Source organism: Azotobacter vinelandii CA, from assembly GCF_000380335.1.
Lineage (GTDB): Bacteria > Pseudomonadota > Gammaproteobacteria > Pseudomonadales > Pseudomonadaceae > Azotobacter > Azotobacter vinelandii.
Window position 1 is genome coordinate 4,137,814 of the sequence record NC_021149.1, and the last position, 21,288, is coordinate 4,159,101.

At 67.0% G+C, this 21,288-nt stretch carries 19 protein-coding genes; 8 read left to right on the plus strand and 11 right to left on the minus strand.

Annotation, left to right across the window (positions count from 1 at the left end; translation table 11 throughout):
• Positions 1-330: 330 nt before the first annotated feature.
• Entirely contained in the window at positions 331-1,707 is a 1,377-nt protein-coding gene (locus AVCA_RS18650; protein ID WP_012702610.1) for a cache domain-containing protein, read from the plus strand.
• A 13-nt stretch (positions 1,708-1,720) separates the two neighbouring features.
• Positions 1,721-2,347: a response regulator gene (locus AVCA_RS18655; protein WP_012702611.1), complete on the plus strand. Its 627-nt coding sequence runs from the start codon at positions 1,721-1,723 to the stop codon at positions 2,345-2,347.
• 100 nt (positions 2,348-2,447) lie between these two features.
• On the opposite strand, the gene AVCA_RS18660 is transcribed toward AVCA_RS18655, so the two are convergent.
• From AVCA_RS18660 to AVCA_RS18670, 3 genes are all read right to left on the minus strand, one after another.
• Positions 2,448-2,909, minus strand: coding sequence for a methyltransferase family protein (locus tag AVCA_RS18660; RefSeq protein ID WP_012702612.1), 462 nt, complete (start codon positions 2,907-2,909; stop codon positions 2,448-2,450).
• A 66-nt stretch (positions 2,910-2,975) separates the two neighbouring features.
• Entirely contained in the window at positions 2,976-4,337 is a 1,362-nt protein-coding gene (gene radA, locus AVCA_RS18665) for a DNA repair protein RadA (protein WP_012702613.1), read from the minus strand.
• A 61-nt stretch (positions 4,338-4,398) separates the two neighbouring features.
• Positions 4,399-4,656, minus strand: coding sequence for a YdcH family protein (locus tag AVCA_RS18670; RefSeq protein WP_012702614.1), 258 nt, complete (start codon positions 4,654-4,656; stop codon positions 4,399-4,401).
• Between the two features lie 226 nt (positions 4,657-4,882).
• Here AVCA_RS18670 and mscL point away from each other — a divergent pair, with 226 nt between their 5' ends.
• The gene (gene mscL, locus AVCA_RS18675) at positions 4,883-5,293 is read left to right on the plus strand and encodes a large-conductance mechanosensitive channel protein MscL (protein WP_012702615.1); all 411 of its coding nucleotides are present in this window, start codon (positions 4,883-4,885) and stop codon (positions 5,291-5,293) included.
• Here mscL and AVCA_RS18680 read toward each other — a convergent pair whose 3' ends face one another.
• Both AVCA_RS18680 and AVCA_RS18685 read right to left on the minus strand, forming a co-directional pair.
• The gene (locus tag AVCA_RS18680) at positions 5,294-5,776 is read right to left on the minus strand and encodes a glutathione peroxidase (RefSeq protein ID WP_012702616.1); all 483 of its coding nucleotides are present in this window, start codon (positions 5,774-5,776) and stop codon (positions 5,294-5,296) included. It abuts the gene before it with no gap.
• Positions 5,777-5,857: 81 nt separating this feature from the next.
• Positions 5,858-6,343 carry an FKBP-type peptidyl-prolyl cis-trans isomerase gene (locus AVCA_RS18685; RefSeq protein WP_012702617.1) on the minus strand — a complete coding sequence of 162 codons (486 nt, stop codon included), beginning with the start codon at positions 6,341-6,343 and terminating at the stop codon, positions 5,858-5,860.
• Positions 6,344-6,590: 247 nt separating this feature from the next.
• Between AVCA_RS18685 and AVCA_RS18690 the strand changes: the two genes are divergently transcribed.
• Positions 6,591-7,790 (plus strand): acetate kinase, encoded by a 1,200-nt coding sequence (locus tag AVCA_RS18690; RefSeq protein ID WP_012702618.1) that lies wholly within the window; start codon positions 6,591-6,593, stop codon positions 7,788-7,790.
• 13 nt (positions 7,791-7,803) lie between these two features.
• A complete protein-coding gene (pta, locus tag AVCA_RS18695) occupies positions 7,804-9,879 on the plus strand; it encodes a phosphate acetyltransferase (RefSeq protein ID WP_012702619.1) in 2,076 nt (691 codons plus the stop codon).
• A gap of 53 nt (positions 9,880-9,932) precedes the next feature.
• Here pta and AVCA_RS18700 read toward each other — a convergent pair whose 3' ends face one another.
• From AVCA_RS18700 to AVCA_RS18710, 3 genes are all read right to left on the minus strand, one after another.
• Positions 9,933-10,640 carry an OmpA family protein gene (locus tag AVCA_RS18700; RefSeq protein WP_041807394.1) on the minus strand — a complete coding sequence of 236 codons (708 nt, stop codon included), beginning with the start codon at positions 10,638-10,640 and terminating at the stop codon, positions 9,933-9,935.
• Positions 10,641-10,812: 172 nt separating this feature from the next.
• Positions 10,813-11,454, minus strand: a complete 642-nt coding sequence (locus AVCA_RS18705; RefSeq protein ID WP_012702621.1) for an MBL fold metallo-hydrolase — start codon at positions 11,452-11,454, stop codon at positions 10,813-10,815.
• A 109-nt stretch (positions 11,455-11,563) separates the two neighbouring features.
• Complete coding sequence (locus AVCA_RS18710) at positions 11,564-12,349, minus strand: response regulator transcription factor (protein WP_012702622.1); 786 nt, start codon at positions 12,347-12,349, stop codon at positions 11,564-11,566.
• Between the two features lie 377 nt (positions 12,350-12,726).
• Here AVCA_RS18710 and AVCA_RS18715 point away from each other — a divergent pair, with 377 nt between their 5' ends.
• Positions 12,727-13,107 (plus strand): FxLYD domain-containing protein, encoded by a 381-nt coding sequence (locus AVCA_RS18715; RefSeq protein ID WP_236616267.1) that lies wholly within the window; start codon positions 12,727-12,729, stop codon positions 13,105-13,107.
• Between the two features lie 174 nt (positions 13,108-13,281).
• The gene (locus AVCA_RS18720) at positions 13,282-13,863 is read left to right on the plus strand and encodes a thermonuclease family protein (protein ID WP_231876179.1); all 582 of its coding nucleotides are present in this window, start codon (positions 13,282-13,284) and stop codon (positions 13,861-13,863) included.
• Positions 13,864-13,975: 112 nt separating this feature from the next.
• On the opposite strand, the gene AVCA_RS18725 is transcribed toward AVCA_RS18720, so the two are convergent.
• Both AVCA_RS18725 and AVCA_RS18730 read right to left on the minus strand, forming a co-directional pair.
• Positions 13,976-16,375, minus strand: coding sequence for a hybrid sensor histidine kinase/response regulator (locus tag AVCA_RS18725; protein ID WP_236616269.1), 2,400 nt, complete (start codon positions 16,373-16,375; stop codon positions 13,976-13,978).
• Between the two features lie 538 nt (positions 16,376-16,913).
• On the minus strand, positions 16,914-17,624 hold the full coding sequence (locus AVCA_RS18730) for a murein L,D-transpeptidase catalytic domain family protein (RefSeq protein WP_012702626.1): 711 nt from the start codon (positions 17,622-17,624) through the stop codon (positions 16,914-16,916).
• Positions 17,625-17,787: 163 nt separating this feature from the next.
• Here AVCA_RS18730 and AVCA_RS18735 point away from each other — a divergent pair, with 163 nt between their 5' ends.
• Positions 17,788-19,401, plus strand: a complete 1,614-nt coding sequence (locus tag AVCA_RS18735) for a L,D-transpeptidase family protein (protein ID WP_461781717.1) — start codon at positions 17,788-17,790, stop codon at positions 19,399-19,401.
• Between the two features lie 21 nt (positions 19,402-19,422).
• Here AVCA_RS18735 and AVCA_RS18740 read toward each other — a convergent pair whose 3' ends face one another.
• Positions 19,423-21,249, minus strand: a complete 1,827-nt coding sequence (locus tag AVCA_RS18740) for a DUF1302 domain-containing protein (RefSeq protein WP_012702628.1) — start codon at positions 21,247-21,249, stop codon at positions 19,423-19,425.
• Positions 21,250-21,288 lie beyond the last annotated feature (39 nt).

Genomic DNA, 21,288 nt, shown 5'->3' on the forward strand with positions numbered 1-21,288 from the left:
TGTCGCGCCCCGGAGATGGAGCCTTGCTACTATCCCCAGATCCCGCCGGTGCCGATATTCGCAGTGCTACTCAGAGCCACTACGTAGAACCACGTAGACACGGCGGGCCGGGCATGTCCCTGTCCGGCCCCGGACGGGCCCGGCAGCCCTCTGGCATGGGGCCTGGCCAGCGGTCGCAGGCAGACAGCCGGCAAAACGCCCCTACCGGAAATCCTAGGACAGAATCTCCGGGCCCGGCGGCCTCCCATACCGGTCGTCCGGCAGATGCGCTTTCGGCAAACGATCCCGGTGCGCCCCCACGTCCCCGCTCCGCTCCCCACGAGAAGGTCCATGCAGCTCAAACACAAGATCGTCGCTCTCAGCATCCTGCCGCTGCTGCTGGCCGTGGCGCTCATCTGCGCCCTGGTCATCGTGCAGAACCAGCGGCTGGGAGAAGACCAGGCCCGGCTGATCGAGAACGCCATCCTCTCCAGCAAGCGGGCCGAACTGAAGAACTACGTGGCCATGGCACTGAGCGTCATCACCCCGCTGCAGGCCGGCGCCCCGGACGATGCCCGGACCCGCCGGCAGGCGCTGGAGGCCCTGGCCAAGCTCGATTTCGGACGGGACGGCTACTTCTTCGTCTACGACATCCGGGGCCGCAACCTGATGCATCCCCGCCAGGCCGAACTGGTCGGCCGCGACTTGTGGAACCTGACCGACCCCCACGGTCTGCCCGCCGTCCGGGCGCTGATCGAGAGCGCCACCCATGGGGACGGCTTCCAGCGCTACGCCTGGTGGAAACCCTCGACCGGCCAGGTGACCGACAAGCTGGCCTACGTGGTGATGCTCGAACCCTGGGGCTGGATGCTCGGCACCGGGATTTACCTCGAGGACGTGGAGCGGGCGACCCGTCAGGTCCGCGACGAGGTGGCCGGCGGCATACGCTCGACCATGGTCGCCATCGCCACCATCGCCCTGGCGGCGGTGCTGCTGGTCTTCGCCGGCGGCCTGACCCTGAGCGTCCGGGAACACCGGCTGGCCGACGGCAAGCTGCAATCGCTCAACCGGCGCATCGTCCACCTGCAGGAAGAGGAACGCTCGCGGGTTTCCCGGGAATTGCACGACGGCATCAGCCAATTGCTGGTGTCGATCAAGTTCCAGTTCGAACTGGCCGGCCATCAACTGGAAGCCGGCCACAGCGGTGGCCTGGCGATCCTCGGCCAGGCCACCGAGCGCCTGGGCGGCGCCATCGGCGAGATCCGCCGCATCTCCCACGATCTGCGCCCCTCGCTGCTCGATACCCTGGGGCTGCCGGCCGCCATCGGCCAATTGGCGACCGAGTTCGAGCAGCGCTGCGCCCTGAGCGTCGTCTACCGCAACAGCCTGCACGACGCCCGGCTGCCCGACGAAGTGGCGGTGGCGCTGTTCCGCATCGTCCAGGAAGCGCTGACCAACATCGAGCGCCACGCCCGGGCCGGCAGCGTCCTCATTGATCTCGAACCCTGCGTGAGCGGCGTGCAGTTGCGGGTGCGGGACGACGGCATCGGCTTCGATCCGCGGACCATAGAGCGGGCGCAGGAAGGCATCGGCCTGCGCAACATCCGCGAACGGATCGAGCACCTCGGCGGTCGCTTCAGCCTATCGTCCAGCACTGGTCATACCGGGATCTGTGTAATATTGCCCGTGCCGGCCGCCCAGGCGGCCGGCACGTCCTTCACCCTATAAGAAGAGTCGCAGCATGAATTCCGGCAACCCGATCCGGATCGTCCTGGTCGACGATCACGCACTGGTACGCGAGGGCATCCGTGCACTGCTGGCGGTCATGCCGCGGATCGAGGTGGTGGGCGAGGCGGAAAGCGCCGCCGAAGCGCTCGAACTGCTCGACCGGCGGCCGGCGGACCTGCTGCTGCTCGACATCGGCCTGAAGGACACCAACGGCCTGGAGCTGACCCGTACCCTGGACCGGCAGTACCCGGACCTCAAGGTGCTGATCCTCAGCATGTACGACAACATCGAATACGTCCGCACCGCGATCCGCGCCGGTGCCCGCGGCTATGTACTGAAGGACGCCTCGTCGCGGGAAATCGTCGCCGCCATCGAGGCCATCGCCGCCGGCGGCAGCTTCTATAGCTCGGAAGTCGCCCGCAAGCTGGCCGACCGCAGCTCGGACCCGCAGAACCTCACGCCCCGCGAGCACCAGATCCTGCGAATGCTCGCCCAGGGGCTGGACAGCAAGGCCATGGCCCGCGAACTCGATATCAGCGTGCGCACGGTGGAGACCCATCGCCTGAGCATCCGCCGCAAGCTGAACATCGACGGCTCCGCGGCGCTGATCAAGTACGCCCTGAGCGCTTCCCGGCTCTGACGGGACGCTCCGCCGATGGAACGGCAGCCCGGCGGATGAAATCCGCCCATTCGGCCACGGCCTCGCGCCATGCGCCATGCGCCCCGCCGGGCGGACTCGATCAGATCCAGCGCCGCACCCGCGCCCGGTAGGACCGGTAGGCGTCGCCGAACAGTTCGCTCAGCAGTGCCTCCTCATGGCGGATCACCGTGCGGTCCATGAAGACGATCAGCGCCGGCAGCAACAACCAGGACCAGAGGCTGGCCAGGAGCAGGGCGATGCCGGCGTAGACCAGGGTATCGGCCAGGTAGATGGGGTTGCGCGAGAAACGGAAAGGTCCCTCTTCGAGCAGTTTCGCCGGCGTGCCGTAGGGGTTGACGGTAGTGCGCTGGCGGATCATCTGCAGCGCGCTCCAGAGCATCAGCAGCAGGCCGGCGTCGATCAGTCCCCAGCCGATCCAGCGGGTCCAGTCGTTGTCCGGCAGCGGCAGCGACAACAGGGCGTCCAGCCCCCAGGCCAGGCCGACGAAGAGCAGGTAGATGACGGGCGGCGGCAGGATGCGGGGGATGGGACGATCGGACATGACGGCACTCCTTGGCGGGAAAGCCCGATCATAGCGCCGGCGAGCCCTCCCCCTGGCATCCGCTCATTATTCGAAGAGCGCATCCAGGGCCTGTTCCAGGCGCGTCACCGGGATCACCGCCAGCCCGGCCGGCGCTTCCTTGGGTGCGTTACCCCTGGGCACGATGGCGCGCCTGAAACCGTGCTTGGCGGCCTCCTTGAGGCGCTCCTGGCCGCTCGGCACCGGACGGATCTCACCGGACAGGCCGATTTCGCCGAACACCAGGAGGTCGTGGGGCAAGGGTCGATTGCGCAGGCTGGAGATCACCGCGGCGAGCAGCGCCAGATCCGAGGCGGTTTCCAGCACCTTGACCCCGCCGACCACATTGAGGAAAACATCCTGATCGTAGGTGGGGATGCCGCCGTGGCGGTGCAGCACGGCCAGCAGCATGGCCAGACGGTTCTGGTCGAGGCCGAGGGTGACGCGCCGCGGGTTGGCCAGGTGGCTGTCGTCGACCAGCGCCTGCACCTCGACCAGCATCGGCCGCGAGCCCTCCCAGGTGGCCATCACCACGCTGCCGGGCACCGCCTCCTGGGCGCGGGTGAGGAAGATCGCCGAGGGATTGGAAACCTCCTTCAGGCCTTTGTCGGTCATGCCGAACACGCCCAGCTCGTTGACCGCGCCGAAGCGGTTCTTCACCGCCCGCAACAGGCGCAGGCGGCCGTCGGACTCGCCCTCGAAATACAGCACGGTATCGACCATGTGCTCGAGCACCCGGGGGCCGGCCAGCGAGCCCTCCTTGGTCACGTGGCCGACCAGGAACACCGCGATACCGCTCTGCTTGGCGAAACGCACCAGCAGCGCCGCGCTCTCGCGCACCTGGGCGACGCCGCCGGGCGCCGACTGCAACTGCTCGGTGAAGATGGTCTGGATCGAGTCGATCACCATCACCTTGGGCTTTTCCAGGCGGGCGGTGGCGACGATCGCCTCGATGCAGGTCTCGGTCATCACCTTGAGCCTGTCCAGCGGCAGGTCCAGCCGCCGGGCGCGCATGGCGACCTGCTGCTGGGATTCCTCGCCGGTGACGTAGAGCGCCGGGAAGCGCTCGGCGACATTGCACAGGGTCTGCAGAAGGATGGTCGACTTGCCGATTCCCGGGTCGCCGCCGATCAGCACCACCGAACCGTCTACCAGACCGCCGCCGAGCACCCGGTCGAGCTCCTTCGAGGCGGTGGAAAAGCGCGGCAGCTCCTCGACGCTGACCTCTGCCAGGGTCCTGACGCTGGCCTGCTGGCCGGCCCAGCCGCCGCGCCCGCTCGGCGTCGCCGTGCCCTCCAGCAGGGTTTCCGCCAGGGTGTTCCAGGCGCCGCATTCGCCGCACTGGCCGGCCCATTTCGGGAAGGTGGCGCCACACTCGGTACAGCCGTACATGCGCTTGGCCTTGGCCATGGGAACTCCGCTTCGGGAAAAACCCGCATGATAACGGCCGGGGCCGGGGCCGTGCGCGGACTCAGCTACCGTTGTCGAGCGCCTTTCTGAGCTGGCGAGCGATATCGTCCTTCATCACCACCCGTTCCTGCTTCAGCGCGTTCAGTTGCAGGTCGTCCATGTTCTCCGTGCCGCCCTCGATGAGGCAGATACGCTTGTCCAGCGCCTCGTAGTCCTCGACCAGGCGGGAGAAGCTGGGACTCGTCTGCCGCAGGCGTCGCAACGCTTCGGCCATGTCCGGGAAATCCTTGCTCAGGGGGTGGGGATCGACGTAGTACATGCAGCACTCCTCCTCTGACGATGGTGACCGGACCTTTTCACCTTAGCAGCCGGCCAGCACGGCCGCCGGGCCGCACAGCGAACGGATCGGTCCGCGCGCCAGACGCTCCGCAGCATCGCCGGCACCCGGGGAGCGGGAAGCAGCGGCGAACCTCCCGCGGCCGGGGCGATGGCCAGACAGGCGTGTCCTAAACTGCAACCCGGTCACCTCAGCGAGGAGCGCCCCCATGGGCATGCTCAGCGAATTCAAGGCTTTCGCCGTCAAGGGCAACGTGGTGGACATGGCGGTGGGGATCATCATCGGCGCGGCCTTCGGCAAGATCGTCTCGTCCTTCGTCGGGGACGTGATCATGCCGCCGCTCGGCCTGTTGATCGGCGGAGTGGACTTCTCCGATCTGGCCATCACCCTCAAGCAGGCCCAGGGCGACATGCCCGCGGTGGTGCTGGCCTATGGCCGGTTCATCCAGACGGTGATCGATTTCCTGATCATCGCCTTCGCCATCTTCATCGGCGTCAAGGCGCTCAACCAGCTCAAGCGCAAGGAGGCCGAGGCGCCGAGCCTGCCGCCGGCGCCGACCCGCGACCAGCAACTGCTCGAAGAGATCCGCGACCTGCTCAAGACGCGGGGCAAATCCTGATCAACCCAGCGCCTTTTCGATCGCCTGCAGCAACGCCGGGTCGTCCGGGGCGGTGCGCGGCGAGAAGCGCGCCAGTACGCGGCCGTCGCGTCCCACCAGGAACTTCTCGAAATTCCAGGTGATATCGCCGGGAAACTCGGCGCCCTCTCCCGCCAGCAGGCGGTACAGGGAATGACGGCCGGAGCCGTTGACCTCGAGTTTGGCCGCCAAAGGGAAGGTCACGCCGTAATTGAGGGAGCAGAACTCGCGGATCTGCGCCTCGTTGTCCGGCTCCTGCCCGGCGAACTGGTTGCACGGCAGGCCGAGCACGCTGAAGCCGCGCTCGCGATACTGCAGGTGAAGCTTCTCCAAGCCGGCATACTGGGGCGTCAGGCCGCATTTGGAGGCGACGTTGACTACCAGCACCACCTTGTCTCGGAACTGTGCCAGCGGCAGGTCCTGCCCGTCCAGGCCGCGCAAGGTCAGATCATGGAACGCACTCATCTCTCGACTCTCCTGCTTGCCAAGAGAAAAGGCGCCGAACGGCGCCTTTCCGATGTGTCGCGACCGGCCGGCGGACCGGCTTCAGTGATGGTGGCCGCCCGCGCCGTGGATATGGCCGTGGGCGATCTCTTCCGGATGGGCATCGCGCACGCTGACCACCTTGACCTGGAAGTTCAGGCGCTGGCCGGCCAGCGGATGGTTGCCGTCGACGGTCACGTCGTCGCCGTCCAGGTCGCGGATGGTGACGATCTGCATGCTGCCGTCCGGGCCGGAGGCGTGGAACTGCATGCCCACCGCCAGTTCGTCGACGCCCTCGAACATGGCGCGGTTGAGGGTGGCGACCAGTTCGGGGCTGTACTCGCCATAGGCTTCTTCCGGCTCGATGGATACCTTCAGCTCGTCCCCGGCCTGCTTGCCTTCCAACGCCTTTTCCAGGCCGACGATGATGTTTCCGGCCCCATGCAGATAGACCAGCGGCGCGCCGCCGGCGGAGCTGTCGATCACCTCACCGGCATCGTTGGTCAGGGTATAGTCGATGGAGACGGCCTTGTTGGTGGCAATCAGCATGGGCGAACAACCTTTTACGAAAGAAGAATGAAGTTCTCAGTGTAACCGTCACCTTGCGGGAAAGCGAACCGGGCGAGGATCAGCGGACCGGGAGCGCGCGCCCGAGCGGCTCCCGCCAGGCGTTGCCCGACCGGCGCATGCCCCGGCAGAACCGGCTCGAACGCCTGCTCCGGAACATCGTCGGCCCCTGCCCGGTCAACCTTCTTTACCGCGGCTGGCGCCGGAAGGAATGCCTCAAGGAGGATCGATGGCCACGCGCAACATACTGGTGCTCAACTGCGGCAGCTCGTCGCTCAAGTTCGCCCTGCTCAGCCAGGCCCACTCCACGCCCCTGCTCGCCGGCCAGGCCGAGCGCCTGGCCGGCCCGCAAGCCACGCTGCACTGGTGGCAGGCGGCGAACATCCGCCAGCGCCGCGAACTGCCCGGCGCCGATCACCGCGCCGCGCTCCAGGCGCTGCTGCCGCTGGTCGAGGCGGCCTGCGGCGGAGGCCTGCACGGCATCGGCCACCGGGTGGTGCACGGCGGCGAGCAGTTCACCCAGTCCTGCCTGATCGACGCGCGGACGCTCGCGGCGATCCGCGAGACGGTACCGCTGGCGCCGCTGCACAACCCGGCCAACCTGCTCGGCATCGAGACCGCCCTGGCGCTGTTCCCCGACTTGCCGCAGGTCGCGGTGTTCGATACCGCCTTCCATCAGAGCATGCCGGAACACGCCTACCGCTACGCCATTCCGGAGCGCTTCTATCGCGAGCACGGTGTGCGCCGCTACGGCTTCCACGGTACCAGCCACCGCTACGTCGGCCGGCGCGCCGCCGAGATCACCGGCCTGTCCCCCGGCGACAGTTGCTGGCTCAGCGCCCACCTGGGCAACGGCTGCTCGACCTGCGCCATCGTCGACGGCCAGAGCCGCGACACCAGCATGGGCCTGACCCCGCTGGAAGGCCTGGTGATGGGCACCCGCAGCGGTGACGTCGACCCCAACCTGCACAGCCACCTGGCCCGCACCCTGGGCTGGAGCCTCACGGAAATCGACCACCTGCTGAACAGCGAGAGCGGCCTGCTCGGCCTGTCCGGGCTGTCCAACGACATGCGCAACCTGGAGCAGGAGCGTGCCCGGGGCCACCGCCAGGCGACCCTGGCCATCGAGGTGTTCTGCTACCGCCTGGCCAAGTCGCTGGCCGCGCTGTTCTGCGCCCTGCCGCGCCTGGACGGGGCGATCTTCACCGGCGGCATCGGCGAGAACTCGCCGCTGGTGCGCGCCAGGACCGTCGCCCACATGGGACTGCTCGGCCTGGTCGTCGACGAGACCGCCAACGCCCGTTGCGTCGGCGGCGTCAGCGGTGCGATCAACGCCCCCGGCCATCCGCGCCTGCTGGTGATCCCCACCAACGAAGAGCAGCAGATCGCCCTGGACACCCTGGCGCTGCTCGATTCCTCCGCCTCCTGACAAGGACAGCCCCATGCAGACCTTCCTGATCGCCCCCAGCAGCTACGGCGTCGGCCTCACCTCGATCAGCCTCGGTCTGGTCCGCGCCCTGGAGCGCTACGGACTGAAAGTCGGCTTCTTCAAGCCGGTCGCCCAGCCGCACCCCGGCGATTGCGGCCCGGAGCGCACCAGCGCACTGATCGCCCGCACCCACCACCTCGATCCGCCGGAACCCCTGCCCCTGGCCCGAGTGGAGCGGCGCCTCGGCGACGGCCAGTTGAACGAGCTGCTGGAGGACATCGTCGGCCGCCTGCAACAGTTGGAAAACGGCCACGACGTGCTGATCGTCGAGGGTCTGGTGCCGAGCCCGCAGGTCGGCTATGCCGCGCGCCTCAACGGACATCTGGCGCGCAGCCTGAACGCCGACGTCATCCTGGTCTCCACGCCGGCCGAGGAAAGCCTCGAGGAACTGCGCGACCACCTGGAGATCCAGGCCCGTCTGCTCGGCGCCGGCCAGGACACGCCGGTCGCTGGGGCGATCCTCAACAAGGTGCCTCCGGGACCGCTGGCCGAGCGCCTGTGCCAGCCGGAACCGCTGGGCCGGAACCTGCGCCTGCTCGGCTGCGTGCCCTGGCGCGACACGCTGAACACCCCGCGCACCAGCGACATCGCCGACCTGCTCGGCGCGCGCCTGCTCAACCCCGGCGACTACCGCCAGCGCCGGGTGCAGCACAGCCTGCTGTGCGCCGCCGCCGCGCCGAGCCTGCTGCCGCGCTTCAAGCCGGGCACCCTGCTGCTGGCGCCCGGCGACCGCCATGACGTGATCCTCGCCGCCGGCCTGGCCAGCCGCAACGGCATGTCGCTGGCCGGCCTGCTGCTGTGCGGCGCCCTGCCCGCCGACGAACGGGTGCTCGAACTGTGCCGGCCGGCCATGGCCGACGGCCTGCCGGTGCTCGCCGTGGAGCGCGATCCCGAGGACACCCTGCGCGAACTGGAGCGGCTGAACCGGGAAATCCCCCTCGACGATCTGGAACGCGCCGAGCGGATCAGCGACTACGTGGCCAGTCACCTGGACCGCGCCTGGTTCATCCAGCGCTGCGGCACGCCCCGCGAGCCACGCCTGTCGCCGCCGGCGTTCCGCTACAACCTGGTAAAGCGGGCCCAGGCGGCGAACCGGCGCATCGTCCTGCCGGAAGGCAGCGAACCGCGCACCGTGCAGGCCGCGGCGATCTGCCAGCGGCGCGGCATCGCCCGCTGCGTGCTGCTGGCCAGGCCCGAGGAGGTGCAGGCGGTGGCCCGCGCGCAGGGTATCGAGCTGCCCGCCGGCCTGGAGATCGTCGATCCCGAGCAGATCCGCGAGCGCTATGTCGAGCCCATGGTCGAGCTGCGCCGGCACAAGGGCCTGAGCGCCCCGGCGGCACGCGCCCAACTGGAGGACAACGTGGTGCTCGGCACCCTGATGCTGGCCCTGGACGAGGTCGACGGCCTGGTCTCCGGCGCCGTGCACACCACCGCCAACACCATCCGCCCGGCGCTGCAACTGATCAAGACCGCGCCGGGCTGCAAGCTGGTTTCCTCGGTGTTCTTCATGCTGCTGCCGGAGCAGGTGCTGGTCTACGGCGACTGCGCGGTGAATCCCGACCCGAGCGCCGAGGAACTGGCCGACATCGCCTTGCAGAGCGCCGCCTCGGCGCAGGCCTTCGGCATTCCGCCGCGGGTGGCGATGATCAGCTATTCCACCGGCGCCTCCGGCGAAGGGGCGGACGTCGAGAAGGTCCGCGAGGCCACCCGACTGGCCCGCCAGGCCCGTCCCGACCTGCCGATCGACGGTCCGTTGCAGTACGACGCCGCGGCGATCGCCGAAGTCGCCCGGCAGAAGGCTCCGGACAGCACGGTGGCCGGCCGCGCCACGGTGTTCGTGTTCCCCGACCTGAACACCGGCAACACCACCTACAAGGCGGTGCAGCGCAGCGCCAACTGCGTCAGCGTCGGCCCCATGCTGCAGGGCCTGCGCAAGCCGGTGAACGACCTCTCCCGCGGCGCGCTGGTCGACGACATCGTCTTCACCATCGCCCTCACCGCGATCCAGGCCGAAACCGCCGCCGGCTGAAACGGAAGAGCCCGGCATCGGCCGGGCTCTTCCACTGCGCGAAACCTTTCGGCTTACGGCTGCTGCTGGGTTTCGGCGCCCGGCAGCGGGCGCAGGTTGATCTCCACGCGGCGGTTCTGCGAACGGCCGGACTCGGTGGCGTTGCTCGCCACCGGCGAGTCCGGACCGGCGCCGCGGGTGGTGACCCGCGCGCCGTTGACGCCCTGGGCGACCAGGTAATTGGCCACGCTCTGCGCACGGCGCTGCGACAGGCTCATGTTGGTCTGGTAGGAACCGGTGCTGTCGGTGTGGCCGATGACCTCGATGCTGTTCTGGTCGTACTGCTTGAAGGAGTTCGCCAGATCGTTCAGCGGGGTGTAGAAGTTGCTGGCGATTTCCGCCGAGCCGGTGGCGAAGGTGATGTTGCCGGGCATGATCAGCTTGATGTCGTTGCCCTGGCGCTGCACTTCGACGCCGGTGCCGGCCATCTGCTGGCGCAACTGGGCTTCCTGCTTGTCCGCGTAGTAGCCGTAGCCGGCGCCGGCGGCACCGCCCACCGCGGCGCCGATCAGGGCGCCCTTGCCACGGTTGTCGTGATCGATCAGCGCGCCCGCGGCGGCGCCGGCCAGCGCACCGAGACCGCCGTACTTGGCGGTGCGGCTCATGCCGCTCTGCCCGGCCTGGTTCTGGTCCTGGGTCTGGTAAGGGTTATCGTTCGAAGCACAACCGGCCAGCAACGCCATGGCAGTCGCGGCGATCAACAGGCGAGACGGAGTAAACATGCAGTACTGCTCCTAAGAGATTCATCAGCCCCGAAAAAGGAGGGTGATTGGAACACGAAAACGGCGGGAAATTCCTACGCGATCCGCAGGGCCTCGGATAGGGGAATCTCCCTGCCATTGTCGGGGGATTTCGTGAGTCCTTGCAACGCGGGTGAACGGATCGCCCGCCGCCTCAGGCCCGGACGAAGGGGTTTTCCCGCATCTCGTCGCCCAGGCGGGTGTCGGAACCGTGGCCGGTGACCACCGTGGCCTCCTCGTCCAGCGTATAGAGCCGCTCCCTGATCGAGCGCTTGAGCGCGGCGGCATCGCCGCCCCAGAGATCGGTACGCCCGACGCTGCGATGGAACAGAGTATCGCCGGCGATCAGCAGCCTGGCATCGGCGAACCAGAAGCTCATCGAGCCGGGCGTATGTCCCGGCGTGTGCAGCGCGACACCGCAGCCGCAGGCCAGCTCCTCGTCGTCGGTCAGCCAATGGTCGGGCGCCGGCACCGGGGCGTAGGGCACGCCGAACATGCGGCACTGCATCTCCAGGTTGTCCCAGAGGAAACGGTCGTCCTGATGCAGGTGCAGGGTCGCGCCAGTCAGCTCCTTCAACTGGCCGGCGGCGAGGAAGTGATCGAAATGCGCATGGGTGTGAACGATGCTCACCACCTTCAGCCCATGGCGCTGCAGACGCGCCAGGATCAGCTCCGGATTGCCGCCCGGATCGACGACCATGGCCTTCTTGCTGACGGGATCGCCGACGATGGTGCAGTTGCAGCGCAGGGGGCCGACAGGGAAGGTTTCGCGGATCAGGGCGGTGGGCGCGGTCATGGGCGGGGCTCCGGAAGCTTCGGTGCGCCATCTTGGCATACTGCGGAGCAAAGGAAGAAAGGATGGTTGCCCGCGAGGCCCGTCCGGGAAACCGCGAGGGCCCATCCCCTCAGCAGTCCGTCCGGCTCTCCCATACCCGCTCGCGGAACTCGCTGGGCGTCATGCCCAGGCGCTCGCGAAAGGCCGTGGCGAAGTTGCCGGCGCTACTGAAGCCGACCAGTTCCGCGATGTCCTGGATGGACATGCTGCTGTCTCTCAACAATTCCTGACTCTTGCGCAGTCGCTCCTCACGAATCCAGGCGAACACCGTCATTCCCAGGCGGCGGCGGAAAACGCCCGAAAGCCGCTTGTCGTAGGTCCCCACCTGGCGGGCGAGTTCGGTCAAGGGCGGCGGGCGGTCCAGGTGACGGGCGATCAGGCGCATCGCCGCATGCAGGATCATTTCATCGGGGTCCACCGGCTGCGGAGGCGGCAGGGGAGCCTGGAGCTGCTCGCGCCACACCAACTGCAAATGGATGCGGATGCGTGCGAGGATTTCCTCGGGCACGCAGGATTTGAGCACGTAGTCGACACTGCCCAGTTGCAAGCCCGTCAGCCGCTCGTCGATGCTCGCCGCCGAGGTCAGGAAAATGATCGGCGCCTGCCTGCCGCCCGGCGCCTCGCGCAGCAGGCGGCACAGCGCGAAGCCGTCCACCTGCGGCATGCGCACATCGAGCAGGATCAGGTCCGGATAGAGCGCCAGGGCCCGCTGCAACCCTTGCCGCGGATCGCTGGCCAGGGAGACCCGGAATCCTTCCGCCTGCAACAGGGCCCGCAGGGAGCGCAGCTCCTCGGGCTGATCGTCGATCAGCAGGATATGCGCTCCGTTGCCCAGCCGAAATGAGTCTTCGTGCATGTCATCCAACCGCCAAAAGGTACGGTCCCGTGCCTTGCGGCAAGACCGGCCGGCAAAGGTTTTTTCCGTGAAAACAAAAGTCGCTGCGGCCACCGAACATTAGGCTAGCCGTGAACTTGACGAAAACATCCATGATCCCTCCATTCCTGAATCATGGTGATTGTTTTATCGACTCATGCCCGGCAACAATCGAGTGCCGAAGCCATGAAGCAATCCGTCTCCCGATATAAATACAGGAAAAATGGAAAACCGTGCCACGGTAATTACGGCGTGGGGCAGCAATACGAGGGTATGCCCGCTCCCGGCATTTCGAGACAGTGACAAAAATGTTCGTTGGCCATGAGGGCGACAACGACTCGGGCGAAGGATGAAAGTTGATGACTTGCCAGAATAAGGTAATAGAAATGCCACGAATATTGATTCTGGCGATAATGGCCATTTGCTCCATGGAAACACGGGCCGAGGAAGTGAGACTGCGCAACATGGAGTTGATCACGATAAATCACCAAGTCTATCTTCAAGGCACTGCGCTGAATGTCTCGGGACGCCCCCTGCCGACGGTATTCATCGACTTCGCCATCCTCAAGGACGGCAAGGTGGCGGCCAACCAGACCGTCGAAGCGCATGCCGTCGACCCCGGCCAGGCCTGGCGGATCTGGCTGCCCATCGCCACCAAGGCTGCCGACGGATTCCGCGTCGACAGGATCGGCATGACCAGCCCCTCCCTACTCGTTGGCGACTCGACGACGAAGCGGTAATCTGATTATCTCGAACGGACTTCGGCAAAGAAAATCCTTCAGGCTCGAGCGCAACCGGGAGCGACCTCCGGACAGTCATGGTTTTGCCAATATCGCCAACGGAAGTTGTCAGCCATTGGCTGTCGGAAACCTGGGAATGGTTGTGCTTTCCACTTGATTATTTGGCGGTCTTGAATGGGAAAGATGCAGGAAACAAGTCATGCGGAACATGCGAATCGTACCTACCCCGCCCGGACAGGATCTCGCCCGACAGGGCAGCTCGTCTATTTGATAAAAATTCCCATTAAACTCGGACTCATTGCCGTACTGTCGTTCGCAGGGACTGTTTCAGCCGCCGAAATGACCTGCAAGGTCATCCGCGTACAGGATGGCGACAGCCTGACCTGCCTGAGCAAAAGCAAACAACGCATAGAGGTTCAACTGGCCAATATCGATGCCCCGGAGCTGGTGCAGCCTTATGGCCAACTGGCACAACTGCAGCTTTTCCATCTCGTCTACAACCGGAACATCAGGCTGGATGTACTCAGGCAGACACGTTACGGCATAAAGCTGGCCAACATCTATATCGGCGAGCGCCATATCAACGCGGAAATGGTCCAGCAGGGCGCGGCCTGGGTTTCCAACGAAGCCAGCGACAGTCCGCAGTTGCTATCGCTGGAAACGGAAGCCAGATCGCTCCAGCGTGGCCTCTGGGGACTGCCGCTCCCCGAAATCATTCCGCCATGGCGTTGGCGCGCCATGCCATCCGGCGAGTGACGGGGTCCGCATCCTCGCAGGCAGGCGGGCAAAAGCTTTTTCCCACAGCGGCAAGAACCGCCGATACGACCGCTTGGAGCGCGGCCATCGCCGCGCCGGTCCGTGCCGATCGTTAGACCTCCTGCGACGCTCTGTCCGGTACCGTTGGCAAAAGGAGCGCCAGCATGGACAGCAGGTCGCCGCTATTGGCCGGCTTGAGCAGGCAGGCATCGAACTCCAGATGCCCGGGCAAGGATGACGGCCGCAGCGGAGGCGAGGCCGAATACAGCAATACCGGCAGATCCGGCCAGCACCTGCGCACCTCGGCGAGCACCATCCAACCGTTCATGCCGGGCATGAGCTGGTCGAGGATCAGCAGATCCACCGGCTCCGCCGCCAGCAGGGCCAGAGCCTCTTCGCCGCTGCCGCAGGCCAGTGGATCGTAGCCGTAGCCGGCCAGCAGTTCACGGAGCATTTCCCGACTGACGAGAACGTCGTCGACGATCAGTATCCGGCGATCGTACCCTTCGCCGGTGGCCACGTGGCTCTCGATGTAGACCTGCTCCAGTTGCTGCTCGGCCGCCAGATCCAGTTCCAGGACGAAGCTGAACTGGCTGCCGCCCAGATCCGACTCGTCGATCAGCAGGCGGCTGCCCATCGAACCCAGCAACTGGCGGACGATGTACAACCCGAGTCCGCAGCCCTCCCGGTCGCCGGCATTGCTGCCGCGACTGAAGGGTTCGAGCAACCGCTCGCGCTCGGCCGCGGCGATGCCGATACCGCTGTCGGCCACGCTGAAATACAGCTTCACCCGTCCCGCCGTCACCGACATCAGCGAAGCGACGTACAACACGATGCAGCCATCGCAGGTGAATTTTCCGGCATTGGCCAGAAGATTCACCAGGATCTGGCGCAGGCGGCGGAAATCGGCGTTCACCAGCGGCGGCAGATCGTTGGCGAAATGACACTCCAGCCGGTTGTGATTGCGCTCGGCCAGAAAACGTCCCTGCTCTTCGATCTCGCGCAGAAAACCGAACAGGTAGCCCGGCGCCACCAACAATTCCAACTGTTTCAGCTCGCCACGCGAATACTCCAGCAACTCGTCGATCAGTTCGAGCTGATGGCGCACACTGTGCTCGATCCGCCGCGAATAGTCGGCGAGCCCGGCCGGCCTCGCCTGCAACCGGCGCGCATGCTCGAGCATGCCCTGCAGCGGCGAGCGCAGGTCGTGGCTGATCCGGGCCAGCAGCAGGTTCTGTCCGCGCAGGGAGTCGCGCAACTGGGCGGTGCGCACCTCCACGGCGTGCTCCAGACGCTCCTGCTCGGCCCGCTTGAGCTGCTCGATATCGTCCAGGACACGCTGCTCGCGGCCCCGGCTGCGCGCCGTCTGGCTGACCAGGGTGTAGCAGAGCAAGGCACCGCCATACAGGGTCGACAGCGACAGCCAGGAATACTCCGCCGGCGGACGGCTGGCCAGGCCGAACAGGAAGGCATAGATCAGCAGCGCCTGCAGCAGGATCAGTCCCGGCACCAGGTAGCAGAACCAGTCGTAGGGCAGTTTCTGCCGGTGTCCGACCAGGGTCGCGCCGGCGATCCCCAGCAAAGCCGCCACGACGGCCAGCATGCCCGGCCAGGCCCCTGGAGCCAGCAGCTCGACCTCCGGCCAGAGCGCATGGCCCACGGCCAGGCCGCCGATGGCGAGCTGGCAGCAGGTCAGGAAATACCCGCAGAAAGGCGGCTGCTGGCGCACCAGCAGGAGAATGCGCAGGTAGGCGATGACCAGAATCCGCGTCAAGGCGCTGGAGAGCAGGATCGCCCTGCCATCCCACTCCATCGCCGTCGGCCACAGATAGACGAAACCATAGCCGGTAGCCAGCGCCACGTTCAGACAATAGGCGAGCATCGACATGGCATGGGCCACCAGCAGCGGCAGGCGGAAGATACGGCCCAGCGCCAGGCTGAAGATCACCAGCAACAGCACTATGCCGAACACCAGTCCATCGGCCAGGCTTTCCGCCATACGTTCCTTGAGCAGGCCGGTGTGCGACAGCAGCATCGGCTGCATGACGAATGCGTAATCGCTGGCCAGGCGCAGCCACAGGACCTTGCTCGTCCCCGCCGGCAACCCCACCTCGAACGCCGGCAGGCGTGTCGGCATGGTCCACTCGGCCAGAGGATGCCAGGCTCCGGCGACCTGGCGACTCCAGCCGCCCGCCTCCTGCTGATGGAGAATCATGTCGCGGGCCCGCGCCGAGCCGGGGAACAGCCACCATTGGCACGCCTGGCCGGTGCGGTTTTCCAGTTCCAGGCGCAACCAGAACGCCGACCGGCTGTAACCCGGGGCCAGCAGATGCGCCGTCGCGGCCGACAAGCGCTCCTCGGGCAAGGCCAGGATCTGCTCCAGGCTCATGTCCGCCCGCGCATCCTCGAACACCCGCAGCCAGGGTTGCAGCACCAGGCGCTCCAGGTCGCACGACGCGAGGGACAGCGATCCGCTCCAGGCCATCGGCAGGTACAGCAGCAATGACAGCAACAGCCAGCCGCGACCTCTCCTCCTACCCCTGTGGCCAGCCTTCATAACGTTCCTTGTGCATGACTCTGTTTTCTCGAAACGAACCTCTCGGTCCGCCTCGACCATCCCGCCCGCGCAAGGCAGCTCGGGAGCGGACCGCTATTCCCGTCCGGAGAGGCTTGTGAAAAGTACTCGGCTTCCACCAGGGACGGCCGGCCTCAGGCGAGCGCGGGCGCCATTCCCCGTCCCCGGCCATCGCTCAGCGAAAGTCGGTGCCGACAGGCGAAATAGAGGACTCTGCACCCATACAGGATCATCGATGCGTGGTAGCGGCCGTATCCGGCCGGCATATTCGGCAAGACTTCACGACTATCCTTGCAAAACATCGCGCCCATCAAGCAGCGGCGCATGTCTTGCGCGGCAGTATCGGCCCGTTTCGCCTACGACCGTTTTGCCGGTGCGGAATTTCCCTCTGCGCGAAGGAGTGCCCCGAACGGCGCCAGGGCCCGCCTCCCCCACTCGATCAAGCGTCTCTCCGGGAGGCAGTCGTCCCGTCCATTCAGCCGCCCACTCCCGCCGTCGACGCCAGGATGGCGGCGACCCGCGACGGCCGGCAGTTCAGGTAGAGGGACGAGGCCAGCCACTTCTGGTCGGGATAGTAGGAAAACACGAACTGTCCACCCTTGAGGCTGTCGACCACCATACGCGCCACTTCCGGGCGTACCGCCGGGCAGCCGTGGCTGCGCCCGAGGCGTCCTTCGCGGGCGATCCAGGCCGGACTCACGTAGTGGGCGGCATGGATGACGATGGCCCGCTCGCGCGCGCGGTCGTTGATGCCCGGTTCGAGGCCGTCCATGCGCAGCGAGTAGCCGTGCTGCCCTTCGTAGCTTTCCTGGGTGCGGAACAGGCCGATGCTCGACTGATGGCTGCCTTCGGCGTTGGAGAAGCGCGTGGCGTAATTCTCGCCGGAGTTCTGGCCGTGGGCGACGAAATCCTCCAGCAGCAGCCGCCTGCGTTCCAGATCGAAGATCCACAGCCGGCGCTCGGACGAGGGCAGGGAAAAGTCGATCACCGCCAGACGCTTGGCCGGCGCCGAGCCGTTGTTGACGGCGCACTGCATGGCCGCCAGGGCGCTGTCCAGCACCTCGCGGTTCAGTTTCGGGGCAGCCCTGGACAGCCCATCGAGCAGGAAACGGGAAGCCGGTGCCGCGTGGACGGATACGGAAAACCCCGCCAGCGCCAGAACGAGCAACCGGAAAAGAGTGAACATGAAAAACGCGCCTCTTTTTCTTTAAAGTTTCTTGGGTTACATGGCGAACGATCGCAACGCCCCTTTGCCTCTCCGGGCGATTGGGTTGATGATGCGCGCCACATGATTGCAGTCTAGCCGGCAACCTGCGATCCGAATGTTCTGCAGGCTTGGGAGCCAGCCATTGTATAAAACGTGCACAGCCGTGTTAACCGGCCTCTTTCTTCTGACCACCAGGCTCGCCCTGGCGGCCCCGGATACCCTGCCACCCGGCGACGAGGCGCTCCAGCAGCAACTGGCGCAGCCATCGCTGAGTTGCGCCTCCCCGGCCGTCGAACTCGACGCCTTCGACCAGGAGGCGCTGTCGGCCTTCTATCGCCAGCTCGGCGACCAGCGCGTCTGGACACACGATGGCCGCCTGGAAAGACTGCTCGAACAGCTCGAGCAACTGGCCGACGACGGCCTGGACCCGGCCAACTACCAGTTCGCCACCCTGCGCCGGCTGGCCGACGACCCGGCCGGCCATCCGCAGCGCAGCGCCTGCGCCGACGCCCTGGCCACCCACGTTTACCTGCAAGCCCTGCGCCACCTTGCCTATGGCCGGCTCGACCAGGCTCGGGTGGAGCCGCTCTGGCGTGCCCCGGACAGCCCCGCGCCGGCATCGCCCGCGCTGTTTCCCGCCTTCGCCGTGACCCGTCTGGACGACTTGCCCGCCGCCTTCGCCGAAGCCCGTCCGGACTTCGAACCCTACCGGGCGCTGCGCCACGCCTACGCGGAACTGCGCCGCAATGCGCCACGCGCCTGGCGGCTCGTGCCGGACGGCAGCCTGCTGCGCCCGGGCATGACGGACGAGCGCGTCCCCCTGCTCGAACAGCGCCTGGCCGCCGAAGGCTATCTGAGCGAGCGGGCCTCCGGCCGCGACCGCCAGCGCTACACGCCGCAACTGGTCGAGGCCATGAAGCGCTTCCAGGCCAAGCACTTCCTCGACGACGACGGCGTCGTCGGCCCGGCCACCCTGACGGAGCTGAACGTCACGCCCGCCGAGCGCCTGGCGCAGGTCCGCGTCAACCTCGAGCGCTTCCGCTGGCTCGCCCGGGAGATGGAGCCGACCCTGCTGCTGGTGGATGTCGCCGGCGCCCAGTTGACCTTCTTCCACGACCATCAGCCGCGCTGGCAGACGCGCACCCAGGTGGGGCGGCCGACCCGCCCCACGCCGCTGCTCAAGTCGCAGGTCACCCACCTGACCCTGAATCCGACCTGGACCGTACCGCCGACCATCCTGCGCGAGGACAAGCTGCCGCGGATCCGCCGCAACATCGGCTTTCTGGCCAGCCAGAACCTCCGGGTGATCGACCGTCAGGGCAAGGAGCTCAACCCGCGCAACGTCGACTGGCACAACCCCAGCGGCATCATGCTTCGCCAGGACCCCGGTCCGCACAACCCGCTGGGGCGGATCGCCATCCGCTTCCCCAACCCCTTCGCCGTGTACCTGCACGACACGCCGAGCCAGCACCTGTTCGCCAAGGAGACGCGGACCCTGAGTTCCGGCTGCGTCCGCGTGGAGCGGGCGATGCAACTCACCGACCTGCTGCTGGAAGGCGCCAGCCCGGCCGAACGCCAGCGCTTCGAAGAAATCCTCGCCAGCGGCAAGACCCGCAACCTGAACCTGCCCAGGCCGGTGCCGATCCTGCTGGCCTACTGGACCGTCCAGGTCGACGACGGCGGCCAGTTGGTCTTCCGCCCGGACATCTATGCCCATGACGGCAAGCTCGTCGCAGCGCTGAACGCCTCGCGCTGAGCGGCGCATGCCCGTCGCCGGTTAGAAACGCACGCCGAGGCTCAGCAGCAGGAAGTCGCGGTCCGCCAGGGTACTGTACTCGCCGCCGAAGAAGTCGGTGTAGGACAGCCCGGCGCTGTAGGTGTCCAGGTAGACGGCGTCCAGGCTGAGGCCGAGCGCCTTGCGGCCTTCGACGAAGTTGCCGTCGGGACCGGGGGAATAGCCATCCACGTCGTGGGACCAGGCGATGCCCGGCTCGAGGTCCAGGCCCGGCAGGACATCGCGGTACGCCCAGGTCGCGCGCAGCCGGTAGCCCCAGGAGTCGCGGGTGGTGAAGCCGTCGCTCTCGCAATGCCGAGCGAGGTTCTTCTGCGAGCGGCCGGCCAGCAGGGCAGCGTTCTGCGCCTGGCAGGCGCCGTCCGGCAAGGGCCCGGCGCCGAACAGCGGATCGCGGCCGTAGCGCAGCTCGCTCGTCCCCTCCAGACCGCCGACGTGGGTCCAGCCGACCTCCCCTTCCAAAGTCAGGCGGCTGGCGCCCATGGCGGCATCCAGTTCCTGGCTGAAACCGGTCTGCACCTGGATGATCTCCTTGCGCCGGTAGCCGTGGATGTCCTGTCCCGCGGTCGCCTGCAGGAGCGCCGCGTCCGAGTCCAGCGGCGTCAGGGTGGCGCCGAGGAGATCGTTGATATTGAGCTGTACCGGGGCGTTCGGCCGGTAGCTCAATTCGCCGCGCCAGCGGGTCCCCATCGCCAGCGTGGTGGCGAAGCCCAGGCCGAACAGGCGGATATCCTCGGGATACTCGGCGAAGTAGCGTGCGTTGCCGGCCGCCGCCAGCGGCCGCAGGCCCGCCGGCAGGTTCGCGGCGAACGCCGCCGGGCCGGCGGCAACGGTGCTGAAGATCGCCGCGCGGCTATGATAGTTCATGAAGTAGGCGGAGAACTCGGTGTCCAGCGATTCGGCGAAATAGCGCAGGGCGATCCCCCACTGGCCAGCGTCGCGGGCATCGCGGTCGCCGCCACGGCGCACCAGCACGCCTTCGTCGGGCGAGGTCCAGGCGACGCCCTCGGCCTCGAGCGCGGCGATCTCGGCGGCGCTCAGGGTGCTGGCCCGGCCGAGCACCGCCAGATTGCGGTCGCAGCCGTCGGCCAGCATGTCCGCCTGGGAAAAGAAGGTGCCGCAGTTGTCGCTCAGGCTCTGGTCCCAAGCCAGTTGGTAGAAGGCCTCCAGCGTGAAGGCGGCGTTGAGGCTCTGGGCGAGATGCAGCAGGGCGACCGGCAGCCGTCCGTCGCGGACCTCGGCGACGGGGCGCCGGAAAGTCCGCGCATCCAGGGGATTGATCGCATCGATGCCGCCCTGCAGGAACAAGCCCTCGCCCCAGTTCACCACCTGCCGGCCGAGACGCAGGGAGCCCGGCAGCTCGCCGACGAGGTAGTTGCGATAGACGAAGGCATCCAGCAGCCGGGCGCCGGAGGCGCGCACCCCCTCCTTGCGGTTGCTGTCGTCGATGTCCCGGAACGGACGCCGCTCGTCCTTCAGCTCGAAGTCGTACCAGTAGTCGCCGCGCAGGAACAGGCCGTCGTCGCCGCGCTTGAACTCCAGGCCGTGCACGCCGCGCAGGCGCTTGGCGAAGGTTTCGCCGCGCTTGAAGTTGCGCCGGCCGTCGTCGCTGATCGGCGACAGGGCGCGCCCACCGCTGGCGCCGATCAGATCCTTGTCCGTCCTAGCCGTCGACCAGGCCGCCTCCAGCGACAGGCTGGAATCGAGCTGTCCCTCGATCGAGCCGATATTGAAGCTCACGGCGCCGGCCGGCATCGCCAGCGAGACGACGCAGGCGGCGGCCAGGCAGCGAAGGACGGAAAGGGATGACATCGCGGCACTCCAAGATGAGCCATGGTGCTTCGCCCCGAC